The organism is Modicisalibacter xianhensis (assembly GCF_900113605.1).
Lineage (GTDB): Bacteria > Pseudomonadota > Gammaproteobacteria > Pseudomonadales > Halomonadaceae > Modicisalibacter > Modicisalibacter xianhensis.
On the sequence record NZ_FOPY01000012.1, the window covers coordinates 129,062 to 150,134 of the forward strand.

Here is a 21,073-nt window from a genome sequence, read left to right on the forward strand (position 1 = left end):
AGCGAAATCAGCATCTTGCCGGGGCGCCACGATACCGGCCCAGTGTCTCGGAGGGCGACTCGCCGAACAGTCGGCGATAGTCTTGAGAGAACTGACCGAGATGATAGAACCCCCAATCGTTGGCTGCCCCGGTCACCGTGGTCGTGCAATCCGGCTGCGCCAGGAGGCGCCGAACCCGATTCAGGCGTGCCGTGCGCAGGAACTGCACCGGACTGATGCCCAGAATGCTGGTGAAACAATACTGCAGCGTACGTTGACTGACGTGGGTCAGTTCGCAGAGTTCGGCCACAGTCACCGGCGCGTGTTCAGGGTCATCGACATAACGCTTGACCTGATCCACGACCCGCTTGCGATGCGGATAGCTCGGCGGCACGTCGTCACAGGGCATCTCCTTCTGCAACAATTCGACCAGGGCCATCATCAGGATATCGCGATGGATCTGTGGCGCCAGCGGGTCGCGACTGGCTTGCAGCAGCCGCTCGATCAGGAAGGTGACCGAATCCCGCGTTTGTGGTGGCAGGCGCAGACGCATGTACGTAGTGGGAGCCCGCTCCAGCAGGGCCAAACCAGCCTCACCGGCAGCACTCGCCAGCAACCGACGGCTGACCACCAGGCCGTAGATGGTGAAATCCTCAGGGGTGACCAGCTCGAAGTCGCGGTGCCCGGGCTGGCACATCACCTCGGCCTCGCCCACCGGTCGCCCGTTGATGCGGCAGTCCAAAGCCGCAGGAATGCCGATCCACAGCGATTCCGGCCAGACATTGCACTGCTGGCGCAAGGCCTGGCTGGTGTGTTCCCGGAACACCTGCATCTCGTCCAGCTGGACTTCGTCGATGCGTCCGTAAAAGGCCCCGCCGCTGATCTGGTCGTACTCCTGGCACCAGTCGGTCAGGTTATGGGCATGCTCGTCGGCATCCCGCGCCTCCCACATGCACCGTAGTGGTGCAAGATTTCTTTCCTGAGCGTCTACAGGCATGCTGTTCGCCCCTCCCTCGCGCGCCCCGTTACAAGGCCGCGCCATATCTCATTGTTTTTGCTATGAGACTCAGGTTTGCCAAAAATCGATAACGCTGGCAACGAGCGTCTCGCTACCTTGGTCAAGCAAGTTTCGTTCCGTCCCGAGCCGCGGGCTACGTCCGCGAGGGACGTCTTTCGAGGTAGGTACCGCATGGCCGAGGAATACAATTACACGCTAGGTGGCCAACGCTATCGCTTCAAGGGGCTGGCCGAACTGATGGCCAAGGCAACCCCGGCCCGCTCGGGCGACCGCCTGGCCGGAGTGATCGCCGCGTCCGCCGAGGAACGCGTGGTAGCGCAGATGGCGCTTGCCGAGCTGCCACTCAAGACCTTTCTCGAGGATCTGCTGATCCCCTACGAAGCCGACGAGATCACCCGCCTGATCGTCGATACCCACGACGCCGAAGCGTTCGCTCCCATCGCTCACCTGACCGTCGGTGACTTCCGCAACTGGTTGCTCAGCGACCTGGCCACGCCCGAGGTGCTCGCCGGCGTGCGTGCCGGCATTACCCCGGAAATGGCTGCCGCGGTGAGCAAGATCATGCGCAACCAGGACCTGATCCTGGTGGCGCGCAAGTGCCGTGTCTCCACAGCGTTTCGCAATACCATCGGCCTGCCGGGACGACTGTCGACGCGCCTGCAGCCCAACCACCCCACCGACGACGTGACGGGCATTGCCGCGAGCATCCTCGACGGCCTGCTTTACGGCAATGGCGATGCGGTGATCGGCATCAATCCTGCCACCGACAATGTCGCGCAGAGCGTCAAGCTGATGCGCCTGATGGACGAGGTGATCCGCAAGTACACCATTCCGACCCAGTCCTGCGTGCTGACCCACGTCACCAACACCCTGGAGGCCATCGAGCAGGGAGCGCCCGTCGACCTGGTCTTTCAGTCGATCGGCGGCACCGAGGCCACCAACAGCAGTTTCGGCTTCAACCTCAACGTGTTGGCCGAAGCCCGCGACGCCGCCGTGTCGCTGAAGCGCGGCACGGTGGGCAGCAACGTCATGTACTTCGAGACCGGCCAGGGCAGCTCACTGTCCGCCGATGCTCACCACGGCCTCGACCAGCAGACCTGCGAGGCACGCGCCTACGCCGTGGCTCGCCACTTCGACCCACTATTGGTCAACACCGTGGTCGGCTTCATCGGCCCCGAGTACCTGTTCGATGGCAAGGAAATCATCCGCGCCGGGTTGGAAGATCACTTCTGCGGCAAGCTGCTCGGCGTGCCGATGGGCTGCGATATCTGCTACACCAACCACGCCGAGGCCGACCAGAACGACATGGACAACCTGCTCACGCTCCTCGGCGTGGCAGGCTGCAACTTCATCATGGGCATCCCGGGCTCGGACGACATCATGCTCAATTATCAGACCACCTCGTTCCACGACGCGCTCTATGCTCGCCGCGTGCTGGGGTTGGGCCCGGCTCCCGAGTTCGAACGCTGGCTGGCCGAGATGGCGATCTTCGATGACGTCGCCAACCATCGCCTCAATGACCGCCTGCCGGACTCCTTCGCCCGTTCGCTGGCTAACCTTCCCGCCGGAGCCGATCATGACGGATAACCTGCCAAGCAACGGAGTCACGGACAACCCCTGGCGACGGCTGCGCGAGTTTACTGATGCGCGCATCGGCCTGGGTCGTGCCGGCATTAGCCTGCCCACCGACCGGCTGCTGGAGTTCCAGCTGGCACATGCCCGCGCCCAGGACGCGGTACATCTGCCGCTCGACGTCGAGAGACTGTGTCACGACCTTGCCGAACTGACGAATGACGCCCCGCCGTGCCTCGTGCATAGCCGCGCCGCGGATCGCATGACCTATCTGCAACGCCCTGACTGGGGGCGTCGCCTCGACGAGGCCTCCCGCGAGCGCCTGAGTCATGGTGAAGACATGCCCCAGGCGCCTTTTGATCTGGCCATCGTGATTGTCGACGGCCTGTCCTCGCTGGCCGTGCAGCAGAACGCCGTGCCGTTCCTGCGTGAACTGACCGACGCGCTGGAGGACGACAGTCAGTTCGACTGGAATCTGGCACCACTAACGGTGGTCGAGCAGGGACGCGTCGCCATCGGCGACGAGATCGGCGAGCTGCTCAATGCCCGAGCAGTGCTGGTCATGATCGGCGAGCGCCCTGGCCTGAGTTCGCCCGACAGCCTGGGGCTCTACCTGACCTGGGCACCGAAGGTCGGGCTCACCGATGCCTACCGCAATTGCATTTCCAACGTGCGCCCGGCGGGGCTGGCCTATCCCGAGGCCAGCCGGCGGCTACTTTACCTGCTGCGCGAGTCGCGCCAGAAGCAGCTCTCCGGCGTGCAGTTGAAAGACCGCACCCAGGATGACGTGATCGACCACCAGGGCGACGGCATACGCAACTTCCTGATTTCCTGAAATCCCCTTCCGTCCAACAACAACAGGCAAGGAGGTGTCGCATGAGCGGCCCATCAATCGACCAGGATTACCTGGCCAAACGTCAACTGCGCAAGGGCACGGCCGGCTGGGTCCTGCTGGCCGGGCTCGGCGTGTCCTATGTGATTTCCGGTGATTTCGCCGGTTGGAACTTCGGCATTGCCGAAGCCGGCTGGGGCGGTTTCGTCATTGCCGCCGCGCTGATGGGGCTGATGTACTTCGCCCTCGTGCTGTCGCTGGCCGAGATGTCGGCGGCGATTCCCGCCGCCGGTGGTGGCTACAGCTTTGCGCGGCAGGCCATGGGCCCGGCCGGAGGCTACCTGACCGGGCTGGCGGTACTGATCGAGTACGCCCTGGCGCCGGCAGCCATCGTCATCTTCATCGGCGCTGCCATGGAAGAACTGCTGGGAATCAACGGGCCGCTGGTCTATGCCCTGTTCTATGCGGTGTTCATCGGCATTCACCTGGCCGGTGTCGGTGAGGCGCTCAAGGTCATGATGGTAATCAGCGGGCTGGCGGTGTTTGCCATCGTCGCTACCGCCGTGGCCCTGCTGGGCGACTTCGACGCCAGTCGACTGTTCGATATCGCCCCCACCGACGCGGCGGGCGCCAGTGCCTTCATGCCCTTTGGCTGGGCCGGCATCTGGGCAGCGCTGCCGTTCGGCATGTGGCTGTTCCTGGCCGTGGAGGGGGTGCCGCTGGCCGCCGAGGAATCCAAGGACCCGGCCCGCGACATGCCCAAGGGCATCATCGGCGCCATGATCTTTCTGCTGTTCACGGCGGTACTGGTGGTGTTCCTGCTGGCCGGTGCGGCAGGCGCCGACGCCATCGGCGCCAGTGGCGTGCCGCTGGTCGATGCGCTCAACGCCGCCGGCAACGGCACCTTGGCCACGGTGGTCAACGTGCTCGGCCTGGCCGGGCTTATCGCCTCGTTCTTCTCGATCATCTACGGCTACAGCCGCCTGGTGTTTGCCCTATCGCGTGCCGGCTACCTGCCGAAAGTGCTGTCGCTGACCAGCCAGCGCAAGGCGCCAACCTGGGCCTTGGTGGTGCCGGGCGTGTTCGGCTTCCTGGTCTCGCTGAGCGGCGAAGGCGACCTGATCCTGGGCATGGCCGTGGTCGGTGCCACGCTCTCCTACGCACTGATGGCCGCCAGCCACATTTTGCTGCGGCTCAAGCGCCCCGATCTGCCTCGCCCCTACAGGACACCGGGTGGCATCGTGACGTCCTCGGTCGCCCTGGTACTCTCGCTGGTGGCATTGACCGGGGTCTACGCCTTCGACCCACGTGCCTTCAACTACACGATCGTGCTGTTCGTGATCGGCGCGGCGTATTACTTCCTCTACAGCCGCCATAAGCTGGTCGCCAAGACGGCCGAAGAAGAGTTCCAACTGGTCGCCGATGCGGAAAGCAGCCTGAGCCACGAGGTACCGCCCGCCGCGACGCCGACCTGACTCCCTTTGCCCATGAAAAAAACCGCGGCCCAGCCAAGGGTCGCGGTTTCGTTTGAGCCTCTCAGCAGAGCGTCATGCAGCCGAAAGCCGGGGGCAGGGCAAAGCAAGGGTCATTTGCCATGGATGGCAAATGTAGCGCCCATGGATGGGTTTACAGCGCCCTTGCGGCGCCCTGCCCCCGGCTTGCCCATTCGACGTCGAGACGCTTAGCCCACCCACACCCGCCCATTGCGGAACAAGCGCATCCACGCGCCATCCTGCGTCCACTCCTGGGGGCGCCAGGAATTGGTCACGGCACGGGCGACACGCTCAGGGTGCGGCATCAAGATAGTGACGCGGCCATCGTCGTTGGTCAGGCCGGTGATACCCGCTGGCGAGCCGTTGGGGTTGGCCGGGTAGCGCGTGGTTACCTGCCCGTAGTTGTCGACGTAGCGCACGGCGATCTGGCCACTGCCCTGCATGCTGCGCAAATGCGCGCTGTCGCGGAACTCGGCACGGCCCTCGCCATGCGCCACGGCGATGGGCAGGCGCGAACCTTCCATGCCGGCCAGCAACACCGACGGGCTCTTCTCGATCTGGACCATCGACACGCGCGCCTCGAACTGCTCGGACTCGTTGCGCACGAAACGCGGCCAGTTGTCGGTGCCGGGAATCAGTTCCCTGAGTTGCGAGAGCATCTGGCAGCCGTTGCACACACCCAGCGCAAAGCTGTCGTCACGCTGGAAGAACGCCGCGAACTGTTCGCGGGCGCGGGCGTTGAACAGCACTGACTTGGCCCAGCCGCCACCGGCACCGAGCACGTCGCCGTAGGAGAAGCCGCCACAGGCGACCAGCCCCTTGAACTCGTCGAGGGTGACGCGGCCGGCCAGAATGTCGCTCATGTGCACGTCAACGGACTCGAAACCGGCCTTGTCGAAGCTGGCCGCCATTTCGAGCTGGCCGTTGACACCCTGCTCGCGCAGGATCGCCATGCGCGGCCGCGCAGTGTTGACGAACGGCGCGGTGATATCCTCGTCGACATCGAAGGTCGGCTCGGCGCACAGCCCCGGGTCGCGCAGGTCGAGCAGGTCGTCGAACTCGGACTTGGCGCAGTCGGGATTATCGCGCAGTGCCTGCAGGCGGTAACTGGTCTCGGCCCAGGTGCGCTGGGTCAGCGCGCGTGTGGTTTCGAGCAGCGGCTCTTCGAACAGCGTCACGCGGACCTGGTCATCATAGCGCGGACGTGCAATGACGCCACAGGTATCGATGCCCGCTGCGGCGAACTGCGCCAGCACGAACTCGGTGTCCTTGCGGTTGACCTGGATCACCGCACCCAGCTCCTCGGCAAACAGCGCACTCGGGGCGGCATAGCCATCATCGATCAGCCAGTCGAGCTTGATCTCCAGGCCGCCGCGACCGGCAAAAGCCATCTCGAGCAGGGTCACGATCAGGCCACCGTCGCTGCGGTCGTGATAGGCGAGCAGCTTGCCGTCGGCATTCAGCCCTTGGATCACGGTGAAGAACGCCTTGAGGTCCTCGGCATCGTCGAGGTCCGGGCACTCATCGCCCACCTGGCCGTAGACCTGGGCCAGCGCCGAGCCGCCCAGGCGGTTCCTGCCGCCGCCCAGGTCGATAAGGATCAGATCGCTCTCGTCCTGATCCAGGCGCAGTTGCGGGGTCAATGTCTTCAGGGCATCGGTCACCGGAGCGAAGCCGGTGACATTGAGCGTTAGCGGCGCGGTGATCGCCTTTTGCTCGGCGGCGTCGCCCTCGCCGTCCTGCCAGGCGGTGCGCATCGACATCGAGTCCTTGCCCACCGGGATGGCAATACCCAACTGCGGGCAGATTTCCATGCCCACGGCATGCACGGCATCAAACAGTGACTGGTTCTCGCCGGGATGGTCGGCGGCGCTCATCCAGTTGGCCGAAAGCTTGACGTCCTCGATCTTGGCGATCGGCGCCGCGGCCAGGTTGGTGAGTGCCTCGGCAACGGCCAGGCGGGCGCTGGCGGCCGGGTCGATCAGCGCCACCGGCGGACGCTCGCCCATCGCCATGGCTTCGCCGGCGTGGGTATCGTAACTGGCGGTTGTCACCGCCACGTCGGCTACCGGAACCTGCCACGGACCGACCATCTGGTCACGGGCGACCATGCCGGTGATCGAGCGGTCGCCGATAGTGATCAGGAAGCTCTTGGAAGCCACCGCCGGCAGGCGCAGCACCCGATCCAGCGCCTCACGCAGGTCCAGATTGTCGAAATCCGCACTCGGCATCTCGAGGGTCTGGCGTTGGAACTCGCGCTGCATCTTGGGCGGCTTGCCGAATAGCACGCTCATCGGCAGGTCGATGGGCAGGCTCTCGAAGTGCCCGTCATGCACGCTGAGATGATGCTCCTCGACAGCCTCGCCAACTACCGCATAGGGGCAGCGCTCGCGCTCGCACAGCGCATCGAAGGTCTCGAGTTCCTCGGGGGCGACCGCCAGCACGTAGCGTTCCTGGGCCTCATTGCACCAGATTTCCAGTGGACTCATGCCCGGCTCGGCATTGGGCACGGCGCGCAGCTCGAAACGCCCGCCGCGACCGCCGTCCTTGACCAGCTCCGGCAGAGCATTGGACAGCCCGCCGGCCCCCACGTCATGAATGAAGCGGATCGGGTTGCTCTCGCCCAGTGCCCAGCAGCGATCGATGACTTCCTGCGCGCGACGCTCGATCTCGGGATTCTCGCGCTGCACGGAGGCGAAATCGAGATCCTCGCTGGAACTGCCGGAGGCCATGGATGAAGCCGCCCCACCACCGAGGCCGATGAGCATCGCCGGGCCACCCATCACGATCAGCTTGGCGCCGACCGGAATATCGCCCTTCTCGACGTGCCCCGGGCGAATGTTGCCGTAGCCGCCGGCGACCATCACCGGCTTGTGGTAGCCGCGCCGCTCGATGCCCTCGGCGCCCACCGCATCCTGCTCGTAGGTGCGGAAGTAGCCGGTCAGGTTGGGACGGCCGAACTCGTTATTGAATGCTGCACCACCGATGGGCGCCTCGAGCATGATGTCCAGCGCACTCTTGATGCGCTCGGGCTTGCCGTAATCGAAGGCTTCCCACGGCTGAACGAACTCGGGAATACGCAGGTTGGAAACTGCGAAGCCCGCCAGGCCAGCCTTGGGCTTGCCGCCGATCCCGGTCGCGCCCTCGTCGCGGATCTCGCCGCCGGAACCGGTCGCCGCGCCCGGGAACGGCGCGATGGCCGTCGGGTGGTTGTGGGTTTCCACCTTCATCAGGATGTGGATCGGCTCGTGCTCGCTGCGATAGCTCGCCGTCTCGTCCGCCTGGCCGGTCAGCGGCGTGGCGAAGAAGCGCCCCGCCTCGGCCCCCTTGATGACCGCGGCGTTGTCACTGTACGCCGAGAGAATGTCGCCCGGCGAGTGCTGGTAAGTGTTCTTGATCATCTTGAACAGCGAGTGCTCCTGCACCTCGCCGTCGATGGTCCACTCGGCATTGAAGATCTTGTGGCGACAATGCTCGGAGTTGGCCTGGGCAAACATCATCAGCTCGACGTCGCTGGGATTGCGTCCCAGGTCCTGGAAGGACTGCATCAGGTAATCGATCTCGTCCTCGGCCAGGGCCAGGCCCAGTTCGCCATTGGCCGTCTCCAGCGCAGGACGTCCGCCAGCGAGGATATCCACCTGGCCCAGCGGTGCGGGGTCGTGATGGGCGAACAGTTTGACCGCATCCGAGGCATTGGCCAGCACGGACTCGGTCATGCGGTCATGCAGCGTGGCGACGATGGCCTCGAACGCCTCCTCGCTGAGCACGCTGCCCAACTTGACGCGATACGCCACGCCACGCTCGATGCGGCGCACCTGCGACAGGCCGCAGTTACGGGCGATATCGGTGGCCTTGGACGACCACGGCGACAGCGTGCCCAGACGCGGCACGATCAGGAACAGATGGCCCTCGCGGGGCTCGTCGGCATCAAAGCGCCTGCCGTAGGTCAGCAGACTCTCGAGCACGGTGCGGGCGTCGGCATCCAGTTCGCCATCGATATCGACGAAGTGGACATAATCGGCATGCAGGGACTCCACCTCGGGCACCTGGGCACGCAGCGAAGCCAACAGCTTGGCATGACGAAAATCGGAAAGGGCGGGCGCTCCTCGCAGTTCGAGCATTTCGGAAGAAGCCTCTGAAGAAAGCCGAATGGGGGGCCGCGAGCGGCGGCAATGAGCGCCTATGATACTGGAAAGCCGCTCCGGCGAGAAATCGTGGAACGTCGTCAGGTGACAGCCCGGCGACACGCCGGTATGGTGAGATGTCTATTGTTACCGACTGCAACGCATGCTCAAGGCGCTTGCCCGCACTCCGCGCCGGTGGGCTCAACTGGCAACGGCCCTCGTGCTGCTGCTGGTTCCCCACCTCTCCTCACCACCCGAAAGCCCCCTGCTCGAGGATATTCGCGCCCGGGACTTCATTCAGGTGCTGACGCGCAACACACCCACGACCTATTACCAGGGCCGACAGGGGCCGACCGGGTTCGAGTACGAACTGGCCCGGCGCTTCGCCGAGCACCTGGGGGTCAGCCTGTCGCTGGAAACCACCGGCACGATCAGTGATGTGCTGCGTGCCGTACGCCAGGGCAGCGTCGACCTGGGTTCGGCCGCCCTGCCGCTGGACGCGACACGCCGCGGCGTGCATTTCAGCCGCCCGATCCTCGAGCTGCAACCCTTGGTGGTGTTCCGGCGTGGCATGCCCCCCGTGGACACCCCCAAGGAGCTGCTTGGCCTATCCATCGCGGCGATTGCCGACTCGGGGGCCAGCCTGGCCCTGCGTGAACTGCAGAAGCGCTATCCAGAATTGAGCTGGAAGGAGTCCGCCGACCTCGAAGTCGCCGACCTGCTGCACATGATCGAGGCCGGCGAACTCGATGCGGCAGTCATCTATGCCCATCAGTTCAAGCTCAACCGACTGTTCTTTCCCGGCGTGGAGGACGGATTCACGCTCGGCAAGCCACTGAGCCTGGCCTGGGCCGTCCCCGCCAGTGGCGGCCTGGGCCTGCTGCGCGAGGTCAACCGCTTCATCGACGACCTGCGCGAGCAGGGCCTGCTCGACACCCTGGTCGAACGCTACTTCGGCCACGACGATTATCTGGAATACGTGGGAGCGCGCCTGTTCATCCGCCATGTCCATCAGCGCCTGCCAGAGTACGAGGCGCTGTTCAAGGAAGCGGCGCGTCGGACCGGCTTCGACTGGAAACTGCTGGCCGCACTCGGCTACCAGGAGTCGCATTGGGAACCCGACGCCACGTCGCCGACCGGTGTGCGTGGCCTGATGATGCTGACCCTGCCCACCGCCGAGCAGGTCGGCGTCGATAACCGACTCGATCCCGAGCAGAGCATCGACGGCGGGGCTCGCTACCTGCTCAGCGTCAAGGAACGCCTGCAGGAAGAGATCAAGGAACCGGACCGCACCTGGATGGCGCTGGCCGCCTACAATGTCGGGCTGGGGCACCTCTACGATGCCCAGAAGATCGCCGAAATGCGTGGCGGCGATCCTTACGATTGGAATGATGTGCGCGAAGCCCTGCCCCTGCTGCAGAAGCGCGAGTGGTACGAGAAGGTGCGCCACGGCTATGCGCGGGGTGGCGAGCCGGTCATCTACGTGCGCAACATTCGGCGCTATTACGAAGTGCTCAACTACGTCGATCGCAGCCAGCAGCAGTTCTTCCAGCTCAACCAACGCGCGCCGGGCGAAGGCGAGGACGCGCCGCTGTTCGACATCGTGCCGCCGGTCTTGTGACGCGCCGTGAGCCGTCAGGCCTTGCGGCGTACGGCGAAGAACGCCTGTAGCAGCTTTTTCGAGCGCGCGGCCAGCAGGCCACCTTCGACGCACACCTGATGATTGTGCCACGGCTGCGCAATGAGGTTGGCACGCGACTCGACCATGCCGGTCTTGGGTTCGGCCGCGGCATAGACCACACGGGCCAGGCGGGCATGCACGATGGCGCCGCTGCACATCATGCAGGGTTCGAGCGTGACGAACAGCGTGCAGCCGTCGAGACGATAGTTGCCCAGGCGTGCCGCCGCGTCGCGCAGGGCACGTACCTCGGCGTGCGCACACGGATCATGGGACGACACCGGTGCATTGTAACCGGCCCCCACGATCTCGCCGGCGGTATCCACCACCACCGCGCCCACCGGCACCTCGCCGGCCTCGAGCGCCAGCCGGGCCTGATCGAGCGCACGATGCATGTAGAATTCGTCACTGCGCATCGCCATATTCTCCGGTATGCTGCAGACAATGAAACAATCGTATGAATCCGGCAAGGCAATGCCGGTCATGACAGTCGCTGAGGAACGTTCGCCATGACCACCCCACTCAATAGGCTGGTTTCCCTGCTGGGCATGGAGATGCTTGAGGAAAACCTGTTTCGCGGCCACAGCCAGGATCTCGGCTTTCCCCAGCTCTACGGCGGTCAGGTGCTGGGTCAGGCGCTCTCGGCAGCCAGCCAGACGGTCGATCCCACGCGCCGTGTGCATTCGCTGCACGGCTATTTTTTGCGCCCGGGCGACGCCAAGCACCCGGTAGTCTATCAGGTCGACCGCGTGCGTGACGGTGGCAGCTTTACCACCCGACGCATCAGTGCCATCCAGCACGGCAAGACGATCTTCTTCTGCAGCGCCTCTTTCCATGGCGAGGAGCCCGGCTACCACCATCAGCGCAGCATGCCCGACGTACCGCTACCCGACGAGTTGATCGACAACGGCGAAGCCAAGGTGCACCGCTTCGATGGCCACCCGGTGGAGTTCCTGCATCTGCCCGATGACGAGAACATTCCGCCACGCAAGCGGCTGTGGTTCCGCCTTGCCGGGGAACTGCCCGACGAGCCGGCCCTGCATCGCTACCTGCTCGCCTACAGCTCCGACTTCAACCTGCTGACTACCAGCCTGGTGCCCCACGGCACGCGCTTCGGCGATCCCCGGCTGCAGATCGCCAGCCTCGATCATTCGCTGTGGTTCCACCGCGACGTGAAGATCAACGAGTGGCTGCTCTACGACATGGATAGCCCCTGGGCCGGCGGCGCCCGCGGCTTCTCGCGCGGCAGCCTCTACGACACCCAGGGCTATCTGGTGGCGTCGAGTGCACAGGAAGGCTTGATTCGCATGCGGGAGTGAGCGTTCGCTGGACTTGTCATGCAACGAAAAACGCCGCCGTCCCGTTGGGACGGCGGCGTTGCCTTTCAGGCAGCGAAGTTGATCAGGCGGCGTTTTTCATTGATGCCATGTCGATCACGAAGCGATAGCGCACGTCGCCCTTCTGCATCCGCTCCCAGGCCGTGTTGATGTCCTGGATATCGATCATCTCGACATCGCAGGTAATGCCTTTCTCGGCGCAGAAATCGAGCACTTCCTGGGTCTCGGGAATACCACCGATCAGCGAACCGGCCAGCACACGGCGACGAAAAATCAGGTTGGCCCCCATGACCGCCGGTTCCAGCGGCTGCATCTGCCCGACCAGGATATGCGTACCGTCGTACTTCAGCGCTTGCAGGTACGGATTCAGGTCATGCTCGTTGGGCACGGTATCGAGCATGAAGTCGAAGGTCTCGGCGACCGCCGCCATCTGCTCGTCGTCGGTGGATACCACGACATGGTCGGCACCGTTGCTCTTGGCCTCGTCGACCTTGCTCTGCGAACGGGTGAACAGCGTGACCTCGGCACCGAAGGCCTTGGCCAGCTTGACGCCCATGTGCCCCAGGCCGCCCATGCCGATCACGCCGACCTTGTCGCCCGGCTTGACGCCGTAGTGCTTGAGCGGCGAGTAGGTGGTGATGCCGGCACACAGCAGCGGCGCGGCGGACTTGAGGTCGATGCCTTCGGGCATGCGCAGCACGAAACGCTCGCTCACCACCACCTTGTCGGAATAGCCGCCCTGGGTCAGGGTGCCGTCATGACGGTCCTCGCTGCCGTAGGTCATGGTGAAGCCTTCGGCACAGTACTGCTCCAGGCCATCGTTGCACGCCTGGCAATGGCGGCAGGAATCGACCATGCAGCCCACGCCGACGAGGTCGCCTTCCTTGTAGTTCGTCACCTCAGCGCCCACGCCCGTGACGCGACCGACGATCTCGTGGCCGGGCACGACGGGGTAGGCCGCCATGCCCCAGTCGTCCTTGGCGAAGTGCAGGTCACTGTGACAGACACCGCAGTAGAGGATGTCGATGGCGACGTCGTCGGCACGCAGTTCGCGGCGTTCGAACGACCAGGGTGTCAGGGGCGACTTGGCATCGTGGGCGGCGTAACCTTTAGCTTCTGACATGCAGAACTCCTTGTAACTCCAGTGCATGGATGCCTACGTGGAAGTGGCATCGGCGAATAACGCCATGCAGTGTGGCCGCCATCGACGTTTCCAGCCATGCCGGATTCTGTGCTATTGCTGCACGATTCTCTGCAATTTCCTGATGCCGGGCGCTCAAGCCGGCAAAATTCATGCACAATCGTCCGATCGGACACGGCTCATTGCAAGAGGCCTGCTCATGGATACATGGCTTGCACCGACCGGCAATACTACCCGTGATACGCCCCAGGTAGCAGATAACCTGGGCCAGCGCATGGCGGCATTGATCGCGCCCCTGGTCAACGGCGAGGGTTTCATTTCCACTGCCCTACCCGGGGTACAGATAGTGGCCTCGCAGTGTGGTCATCCGCGCACGCCGTTGATCTACGAGCCCAGCCTGATCGTGATTGCCCAAGGCCGAAAGACCGGCTATCTCGAAGACCGCGTCATTCACTACGGTGCCGGCAACTATCTGATCCAGGCCCTGCCGCTGCCCTTCGAATGCGAGACACTCGTGTCGCCCGACCAGCCGCTGCTGGGCGTGTCGATCGGCATCGACCGGCTCGTGCTCGATGAGCTGGTCCGCCCCATGCAGGCGCGGCGCATGACGCCACCGGCCAGGTCGCCACTGCCCATGGCGGCCGTGCCCATGAATGCCTCGATGGGTGATGCCGTGTTGCGCCTGCTGGAGTGTCTCCATGATCCACTATGCTGCGAAGCGTTAGGCCCGGGGCGGGTGCGTGAAGTATTGTTCGAGGCCCTGCGCGGGCCGCAGGGCGACTCGCTGTGGCAATTGCTGCAGGAAGCCGGCAAATATTCACGTATTGCCGAGGCCCTCGCCTACCTGCATCGGCATTATGCCGAGCCGATTTCCGTGGAACGGTTGGCTGATGAGGTCAACATGAGCCCGTCGCACTTTCACCATCATTTCAAGCGCACCACCCAGCTCGCGCCCATGCAGTACCTGAAGCGCCTGCGCCTGCTCAAGGCCCGCCTGCTGCTGGGTCAACGTCTTCATAACGTCAATCGCACCGCTGCCGCGGTGGGCTACCAGAGCCCGTCGCAGTTCAGCCGTGACTACAAGCGCTACTTCGGCAATAGCCCGGCCGCCGAACGGGCCGGCTAGGCCCAGCCCGTTCAGGCCAGCAGGAGCCACAGCCCCTGCAGGAAATAGAAGCCGCCGATCACGGTGACGATCCAACGCGTCCAGTAGCGGAAATTGGCATCGGTCAGCCGGCGAAGGATGGCATTGCCCGAGCGGGTCCCGAGGATGGCAAGCGGTATCGCCAGCAGCACGACGCCCCACTGGGAAGCCGTCAGCGCCAGGGTGGCAGTCACATAGAAGATGATCTTGATGGCATGCGAGATAACCTGGATCGCTGCCTTGGTGGCCACGATCTGACGGCGATCCATATGCGTGCGGATAAAGAAGATATCGATGGTCGGCCCTGACACGCCGGCGGCAATGGTCAGCCCGCCTGCAATCAGGCCACAGCCGAAAGCGTGCCCCGGGCGCGAGGCATCGAAGTGGAACCAGCGCTTGGGTATCCATACCAGGATCGGCATCAGCCCGATCAGCAGCGAGACGATGGTCGTGTTCGGCGAATAGTTGACCAGCGCCAGCGCCAGTGCCGCCACGGCCCCACCCGAAGCGATGATCGAGACAATGCGCCAATCGATGTAGCGTCGAGAGAACCAGGCCCTGGAGGCGTTGGAACACAACTGGATCACGCCATGCACGACAATGGCCGAGGTGGCTGGCAACACCAGTAACAGGAACCACAGCAGGATCAGTCCGCCGGCCATGCCGAATACGCCCGACAGGGCTGCGGTGAAGAAGACGACGACAAAGAAGGCAATGGACAGAGGAATTGACACGACAGGCTGCTCGCCAGGCGGAATGAAAGTTAGCATCTTATCATTAAGACCGGTCAGCACGACCCTCGTACTCTCGCTCCGCCAGAGGTCCCGGTAAAACGTAACAATCGTTTAAAAATGCATGCCTGCCTCTCAACTGCAAAAGCCGGTAACCTACCCCTGTCACCGCCCATTGGACAGTCGTTTTTCGCGTGCCGCCGCGCTCATGGGCATCGCCGTTATTGCACAGGTTCCCGTTCATGCCCACGCTTCAGGGCCAGCGCCCGCCCCCCGTCCAGGATGCAACGGCCACTCCCCCTGAGGCGCCACCTCATGCAGCGGCGGCCAAAGCCAGCACACCTCAGGAGCAAGCCGACCAGGCCTTGGCACAGATCGGCCCCGACATCGAGCTGAACCTCAAGCGTGACCTGCACTGGCTGCGTTTCACGCCGGCCCTGGAATCGCTGTTCGAACAGGAAACCGGCAAGAGCCGCGCGCGCCACCTGCTGGTCGGTAGCGTCATCGCCATCGTGATCTACAACCTGTTCCTGTTTACCGATGTGCTCATGATCCCGGACATCGTCATGACCGCCGTCATGGTGCGTTCGGGCCTCATTACCCCGTTGGCGTTGCTGTCGATGGCCGTCATGTGGCGGGGCCTGCCCCCCCTGGCCAGGGAGAGTCTCGAAGCCGGTATTGTCCTGCTCTCGGCCATCAGTTTGTGTTATCTGCTGGCGCTTACCGAAGCGCCACAGTCGCCCTTCTATCATCCGGGGCTGGTACTGGTGATTCTGTTCGGCAATGTCGTGGTTCGCTTGCGGTTCTGGTTCGCTGTCGCGACATCGCTCACGATCATCGTGCTATATGCCCTGCTTCGTCCAGGCCCCGCCACGCTGACCGACGAGGCGGTGATCATCAACGTCGTCATGATGTCGTCCTGTGCCGTGTTCACGCTCTTTGCCAACTACATACTGGAGCGTGACCAGCGCCGGGGTTACCTGCTTGGCCTGCGCGAGCGGGTACGCCGCGCGGAATTGTCGGTCAGCAATGCCGAACTCACCCGGCTCTCCTACGCCGATCCGCTCACCGGCATCGCCAATCGCCGCGAGTTGAATCGCTACCTCAAGAACCTGACCGATAACCGAGGTTTCGAACGCATCGCCTTCATCCTGTTCGATATCGACCATTTCAAGCGCTACAACGACCATTACGGGCACCCGGCCGGCGACCGCTGCCTGACCCAGGTCGCCCAAATCCTGCAGGCTTCGCTGTACCGTACCGGTGATCTGGTGGCCCGTATCGGTGGCGAAGAGTTCATCGTGGTACTGCCCGACGCCGGTCAGCGCACCGCCCTGCTGATCGCCGAACGCCTGCGCGAGGCAGTGGCAGCCGCCGCCATTCCCCATGAGGCATCGCCCATCCGGCCGGTCATCACCCTGAGTGCCGGCGTCTCTGAAGGCGCCATGGATAATGACGTGCTGACCATTCTTTCAGCGGCGGACACCGCGCTGTACCGGGCAAAAGCCGCCGGACGCAACTGCGTCAGCGAGTGACTCGTCCCCACGGCTATCGCCCGCGCCTGGCCTGGCGTGCCTGATGGCGCCGCTTGGCATCCTGATAGGCCGGGTCGCTGCGCACCTGCTGCCAGGCAGCGTGGAAGATACGCGCCGACTCGGCCTTTTCCGGATCCTCCTGGGTAGGGAGCTCATCTCGCGTAGTCTGGGCATACTTGCGCCCCGAGGCGTGCCGGGCATAGCGACGAGAACGGGTATAGCCCATCTGCAGGAACTTGCGTGCCATGTCCATGCCGACAAAATCGTCCTCTGCCGTGTAGGCCTCGTACTTTGCCAGTAATGCCTCGACGGCGTCGCGTGCCATGGCAGGTGTCTTGAAACGCCAGTGCGGCAGCAATTCGCTCTTGTATGGCTCGACCATCAGCACACCCTGCTCGCCCCGTCCGATCCGGTAGCGCTCAGGGTGGAGTCGATAGTCCAGTGTCGGATCGTGCAGTGCCTGCTTGTCTGCCATCCTGGTCCCTTCAACACCGCATTTAACCATCACAGCCTAGTGCAACGTGAGCGCATCCTTGCTCCTGTTTCGATCAGAAAGGTTTGGCCTGTCGCCCCTGGACGAGACGCTGCCCGGCCGGGCACCGGGCAGCAAGGTGTGATCAGGACGCCAGGCGCTGCGTGGGAAGGCATGCCTTGGCAATTTTCTCGATATGGCGGTGATCGGTGCCACAACAACCGCCCAGCACGTTGAGTTGAGGATGGCGCTGGACTAGCTCGGCATATTGCCTGGCCAACTCATGGGGATCGCCGCTGTCGAGTTCTGTCGCGGCATCCAGTTCGGCATGGCTCTTGCGCGAGGCATTGGCGCGCAACCCCTTGATACGTGCCAACCCGCCTTCAAAATCGCCCAGCACTGCCTCGAAATGACTGGGGTGGGCGCAATTGATCATGAAGTAGCTGGGATAGCCGCCGGTTTCCTTGTCGACCTGCTCAATAGCCCCGCGCAGGTGCTGGCCAGTGGGCAGGCAGCCATCGGTTTCGACGGTGAACGAGATCGCGACAGGCATATCCGCCTGTTCGGCGGCCCGGGTGATACCGATCGCCTCTTCCACGTAGTTCATGGTGATGGCACACACCATGTCTGCCGCCGTGGTGGCGAAAGTATCGATCTGGGTACTGTGGTAGGTCGTCGCTTCCCGGGAAGACATGAGGTTCTCGGGCGAGTAGCCATCGCCGCGAGGCCCCAGGCAACCACTGATCACGATCGGCGTTCGCGGCGTCTGGAATGCATCGCGTACGGTCTCGAGCAGGTCGATGGCCTGGCGATTGGCCCGGGCCAGTTCCTCGTCCGTGTAATTGAGCCGGCGTGCCCAGTCGGCACTTGCGCGCCAGGTCGGGCTCTCGAGGATGAGGCCACAGTGGAAATGTGCCGCAATCTCCGCATAGGTCTGAAAATAGCGACGTAATGCCGACTCGCCCTGGCTCGTCTGCAGCAGGTGGAATGCCGCAAAGTACGGCAGGTCCAGGTGGTCATGATAGATCAGAGTGGTTTCGATACCGCCATCGGTGAGAAAGAAGCGGTCGCCGAGTTGCGGCAGGTGGTTGCGATACTTGTTCATGGCCGGTCTCCGGTTGTTACTGTTCCCTGCGCAACCGGATTCAGTCTAGTCCCGAAGCTCCGTGTCGTCCGGACAAGAGGGATTGTATTGATTTCCCTCATGCCCACTAGACCACCTGTTCGGCCTGAGCCGCTTGCTCGCGCCGCCAGGTAGCCGGTGGCAGGCCGGTCTCGCGCCGAAAAGCGCGGCTGAACGCCGCCTCTGATTCATAGCCGACTTCCAGAGCGATAGCGGCCACAGGGCCTGCGGTCTGACGAAGCAGCCCGGAAGCCACCTGCATTCGCCACTTGGTCAGATAGTGCATGGGCGCATAGCCGGTAAAGCGCATGAAGCGCTCGTGCAGGGCCGACCGCGACAACCCGACACGGTCGGACAGGCGTTCGATGGTCCAGGGATCACCAGGGCGCTCGTGCAGCATGGCCAGCGCCCGTCCCACATACCGATCACGCAGGCCGGCGAGCCAGTTCAAATGCTCCTCGGGCATTTCTTCCAGATAGCGACGGATAAGCTCGACGAACATCGCCTCGCTGAGCCGCTCGAGCAGGGCTTCGCCGCCGGGTCGCTTGAACGTCGCCTCCGCCAGCGCAAAGCGGATGAAGTGCGCAATCCAGTCGTCCGCCTCCTGACGCGCCCTGACATGCAACAACTGCGGCAGGCAGGCCAGGAGCGGGTTGAACGGCGAGGCATCGCAACCGAAAAAACCACATACCAGGGTCGTGCAGGCAGGCCCCACGTCCCGGTCCAGCCGGGTCATGGAGAGCTCTTGGCCGCGTCGACTGGCCAGGAAAGGCAACTGTTCCGGGCGAGGCAAGGCATAAGGTGCCATGTCCAACTGCCCTCGCAGGCCGGGCTGGCTGGACATCACATGCGGGTCACCCCGCGGGAAGACCACCACGTCGCCCTGCTGCAGGGCGACCGGTGTCTCGCCGACCACCGTGGCCCAGCACGACCCGTGCGTCAGCACATGATAGGCCATCATGTGTTCGGCCCCAGGCATGATCAGGCTGGCGATATCGCCCGCGGAAGGCGACTCGCTGACCCAGTGGGCCGTCCCTTCGACGTGATAGAACACCGCCCCGTGCAAGCGGACGCTGCGAAGCACCTGGGATAACGTGTCCTGGCTCATGGGAGGCATCCTCCGCACGGAGCGCCCGGCTCCCCCGCCGCCACTCGCGGCCAGTCCCGATAGAGACACTCCTGTCTCTTTGCCTGTTTGCGGTCCCGTCTGGAACGTCCTCGAGCTACGCCCTCCAGACACTGTCCAGTATCGGAAACCCTCGTCCGACTCGCCATCGCAAACGCGGATTTTCGGGCAAGCGCAATGGAGCCCAAGTCAATCGCCGATAGTGGTGCCGACACATACTGGACAGGCAGAGATACCACTCAGGCCCCTTCGCCGCCGAGGGTGCGCGCCCTCGACGCCGAGCTATGGAGACAGCCATGCAACACCTTACCTATCAAACCCTGGAAGGCACGATGGGCGCCCTATCCCACGAGACCCTCGAGGCCTTTGCACAGCACATTCGCGGCGGAGTCCTCACCGAGGCTGACTCGGGCTACGACGAGGCACGTGCCGTATGGAACGGCATGGTCGACCGTCGCCCGGCGCTGATCGCCCATTGCCTGGGCACACAGGACGTACGCCATGCGGTGGATTTTGCCCGCGTCCACCAGATACGGGTCAGCATTCGCGGCGGCGGCCACCATATCGCCGGCAATGCCGTGGCCGACCGCGGCATGGTCATCGACCTGTCACGCATGCGCTCGGTACGCGTGAATGCCCACGAGCACACGGCCCGCGTCGAGGCCGGCGCCCTGCTCGGCGATGTCGACCACGAGACCCAGGCCTTCGGCCTGGCTGTGCCCCTCGGTATCAATTCCACCACGGGAGTGGCCGGCCTGTGCCTGGGCGGCGGTTTCGGCTGGCTGACACGCAAGTACGGCATGACCATCGACAATCTGCTCTCGGCCGATGTCGTTACCGCCGACGGACAGCTTCACGAGATCTCGACCAGCCAGGAGCCCGAACTGTTCTGGGCCCTGCGCGGTGGTGGCGGCAACTTCGGTGTCGTCACTTCCTTCGAGTTCAAGCTGCATCCGGTCGGCCCACTGGTCTACGCCGGCCTGGTCGTCTATCCCATGGCCCAGGCCGAAGCAGTACTGCAGGCCTGGCGCGATCACGCCGAGAAGGCCCCGCGCGAGCTCAGCGTGTGGACCGTGCTGCGCCAGGCCCCGCCACTGCCCTTCCTGCCCGAGTCGGCTCACGGCCAGCCGGTGGTTGTCTTCGCCCTGCTGTACGCCGGCGACCCGGCAGCAGGTGAACGGGAAGCCGCCAAGGTGCTCGATTACGGCACGCCTCTCGGCCACATGCTGGGCACACAGCCCTATGCCGGCTTTCAGACCGCCTTCGATCCGCTGCTGGCCCCCGGGGCAAGGAACTACTGGAAGACCCAGAACTTCCAGCAAGTGTCCAACGATCTGATCGACGAGTTCATCGATGCCGCCCAGGCCCTGCCCGGCCCGGAATGCGAGATTTTCGTCGCCCAGCTCGGCGGTGCCGCTGGCGAGATAGGCAATACCGACACGGCCTATGCGGGACGCGATGCCAACTTCGTGATGAACGTGCATGGGCGCTGGCGCGACCCGGCAGAAGATGAACGTGTGCGCCGCTGGTCACGCCAGGTCTTCGATGCCACCGCCCCCTTTGCCACCGGTGGCGGCTACATCAACTTCCTGACCGAGGACGAAGCCCAGCGCACCGACACCATCTATGGTCACAACTACCCACGGCTGCAGCAGCTCAAGTACCAGTACGACCCGGCAAACCTGTTCCGCCTGAACCAGAACATCCAACCGGCTCCACTGGCCAAGAGCGCCTGAGCAAACGGGCCTGCCCACGGGCAGGCCCTATA

General features: G+C 64.0%; 16 protein-coding genes. 8 read left to right on the forward strand and 8 right to left on the reverse strand.

Annotated features, from left to right (window positions below; genetic code table 11):
• Positions 1–7: 7 nt before the first annotated feature.
• Positions 8–976, reverse strand: coding sequence for a helix-turn-helix domain-containing protein (locus BM194_RS14905; RefSeq protein WP_244890980.1), 969 nt, complete (start codon positions 974–976; stop codon positions 8–10).
• 192 nt (positions 977–1,168) lie between these two features.
• On the opposite strand from BM194_RS14905, the gene BM194_RS14910 reads away from it, so the two are divergent.
• Genes BM194_RS14910 through eat form a run of 3 tightly spaced genes read left to right on the forward strand, consistent with a single transcriptional unit; the run spans position 1,169 to position 4,876 of the window.
• Complete coding sequence (locus tag BM194_RS14910) at positions 1,169–2,584, forward strand: ethanolamine ammonia-lyase subunit EutB (RefSeq protein WP_092848296.1); 1,416 nt, start codon at positions 1,169–1,171, stop codon at positions 2,582–2,584.
• Positions 2,574–3,404: an ethanolamine ammonia-lyase subunit EutC gene (gene eutC / locus BM194_RS14915; RefSeq protein WP_092848298.1), complete on the forward strand. Its 831-nt coding sequence runs from the start codon at positions 2,574–2,576 to the stop codon at positions 3,402–3,404. The genes BM194_RS14910 and eutC overlap by 11 nt, the downstream gene beginning before the upstream one ends.
• A gap of 41 nt (positions 3,405–3,445) precedes the next feature.
• The gene (eat, locus tag BM194_RS14920) at positions 3,446–4,876 is read left to right on the forward strand and encodes an ethanolamine permease (protein ID WP_092848299.1); all 1,431 of its coding nucleotides are present in this window, start codon (positions 3,446–3,448) and stop codon (positions 4,874–4,876) included.
• Positions 4,877–5,082: 206 nt separating this feature from the next.
• On the opposite strand, the gene purL is transcribed toward eat, so the two are convergent.
• Positions 5,083–9,015 (reverse strand): phosphoribosylformylglycinamidine synthase, encoded by a 3,933-nt coding sequence (gene purL, locus BM194_RS14925; protein WP_092848301.1) that lies wholly within the window; start codon positions 9,013–9,015, stop codon positions 5,083–5,085.
• Positions 9,016–9,181: 166 nt separating this feature from the next.
• Here purL and mltF point away from each other — a divergent pair, with 166 nt between their 5' ends.
• Positions 9,182–10,639 (forward strand): membrane-bound lytic murein transglycosylase MltF, encoded by a 1,458-nt coding sequence (gene mltF / locus BM194_RS14930; protein ID WP_092848304.1) that lies wholly within the window; start codon positions 9,182–9,184, stop codon positions 10,637–10,639.
• A gap of 14 nt (positions 10,640–10,653) precedes the next feature.
• On the opposite strand, the gene tadA is transcribed toward mltF, so the two are convergent.
• Entirely contained in the window at positions 10,654–11,112 is a 459-nt protein-coding gene (tadA, locus tag BM194_RS14935; RefSeq protein WP_092848361.1) for a tRNA adenosine(34) deaminase TadA, read from the reverse strand.
• Between the two features lie 93 nt (positions 11,113–11,205).
• Between tadA and BM194_RS14940 the strand changes: the two genes are divergently transcribed.
• The gene (locus tag BM194_RS14940) at positions 11,206–12,015 is read left to right on the forward strand and encodes an acyl-CoA thioesterase (RefSeq protein WP_092848306.1); all 810 of its coding nucleotides are present in this window, start codon (positions 11,206–11,208) and stop codon (positions 12,013–12,015) included.
• A gap of 82 nt (positions 12,016–12,097) precedes the next feature.
• On the opposite strand, the gene BM194_RS14945 is transcribed toward BM194_RS14940, so the two are convergent.
• Positions 12,098–13,156, reverse strand: a complete 1,059-nt coding sequence (locus BM194_RS14945; protein ID WP_092848309.1) for an NAD(P)-dependent alcohol dehydrogenase — start codon at positions 13,154–13,156, stop codon at positions 12,098–12,100.
• A gap of 217 nt (positions 13,157–13,373) precedes the next feature.
• Between BM194_RS14945 and BM194_RS14950 the strand changes: the two genes are divergently transcribed.
• Complete coding sequence (locus BM194_RS14950; protein WP_092848311.1) at positions 13,374–14,300, forward strand: AraC family transcriptional regulator; 927 nt, start codon at positions 13,374–13,376, stop codon at positions 14,298–14,300.
• An 11-nt stretch (positions 14,301–14,311) separates the two neighbouring features.
• Here the strand turns inward: BM194_RS14950 and BM194_RS14955 are convergent, their stop codons facing one another.
• Entirely contained in the window at positions 14,312–15,052 is a 741-nt protein-coding gene (locus BM194_RS14955; RefSeq protein WP_092848362.1) for a sulfite exporter TauE/SafE family protein, read from the reverse strand.
• A gap of 239 nt (positions 15,053–15,291) precedes the next feature.
• Here BM194_RS14955 and BM194_RS14960 point away from each other — a divergent pair, with 239 nt between their 5' ends.
• On the forward strand, positions 15,292–16,584 hold the full coding sequence (locus BM194_RS14960; RefSeq protein WP_092848314.1) for a GGDEF domain-containing protein: 1,293 nt from the start codon (positions 15,292–15,294) through the stop codon (positions 16,582–16,584).
• 13 nt (positions 16,585–16,597) lie between these two features.
• Here BM194_RS14960 and BM194_RS14965 read toward each other — a convergent pair whose 3' ends face one another.
• The 3 genes from BM194_RS14965 to BM194_RS14975 form a co-directional block, all read right to left on the reverse strand.
• On the reverse strand, positions 16,598–17,059 hold the full coding sequence (locus tag BM194_RS14965) for a DUF4385 domain-containing protein (protein WP_092848318.1): 462 nt from the start codon (positions 17,057–17,059) through the stop codon (positions 16,598–16,600).
• 142 nt (positions 17,060–17,201) lie between these two features.
• A complete protein-coding gene (locus tag BM194_RS14970) occupies positions 17,202–18,161 on the reverse strand; it encodes a homocysteine S-methyltransferase family protein (RefSeq protein WP_092848321.1) in 960 nt (319 codons plus the stop codon).
• Positions 18,162–18,267: 106 nt separating this feature from the next.
• Entirely contained in the window at positions 18,268–19,287 is a 1,020-nt protein-coding gene (locus tag BM194_RS14975) for an AraC family transcriptional regulator (protein ID WP_092848326.1), read from the reverse strand.
• A gap of 314 nt (positions 19,288–19,601) precedes the next feature.
• Here BM194_RS14975 and BM194_RS14980 point away from each other — a divergent pair, with 314 nt between their 5' ends.
• On the forward strand, positions 19,602–21,041 hold the full coding sequence (locus BM194_RS14980; RefSeq protein WP_092848331.1) for an FAD-binding oxidoreductase: 1,440 nt from the start codon (positions 19,602–19,604) through the stop codon (positions 21,039–21,041).
• Positions 21,042–21,073: the final 32 nt, after the last annotated feature.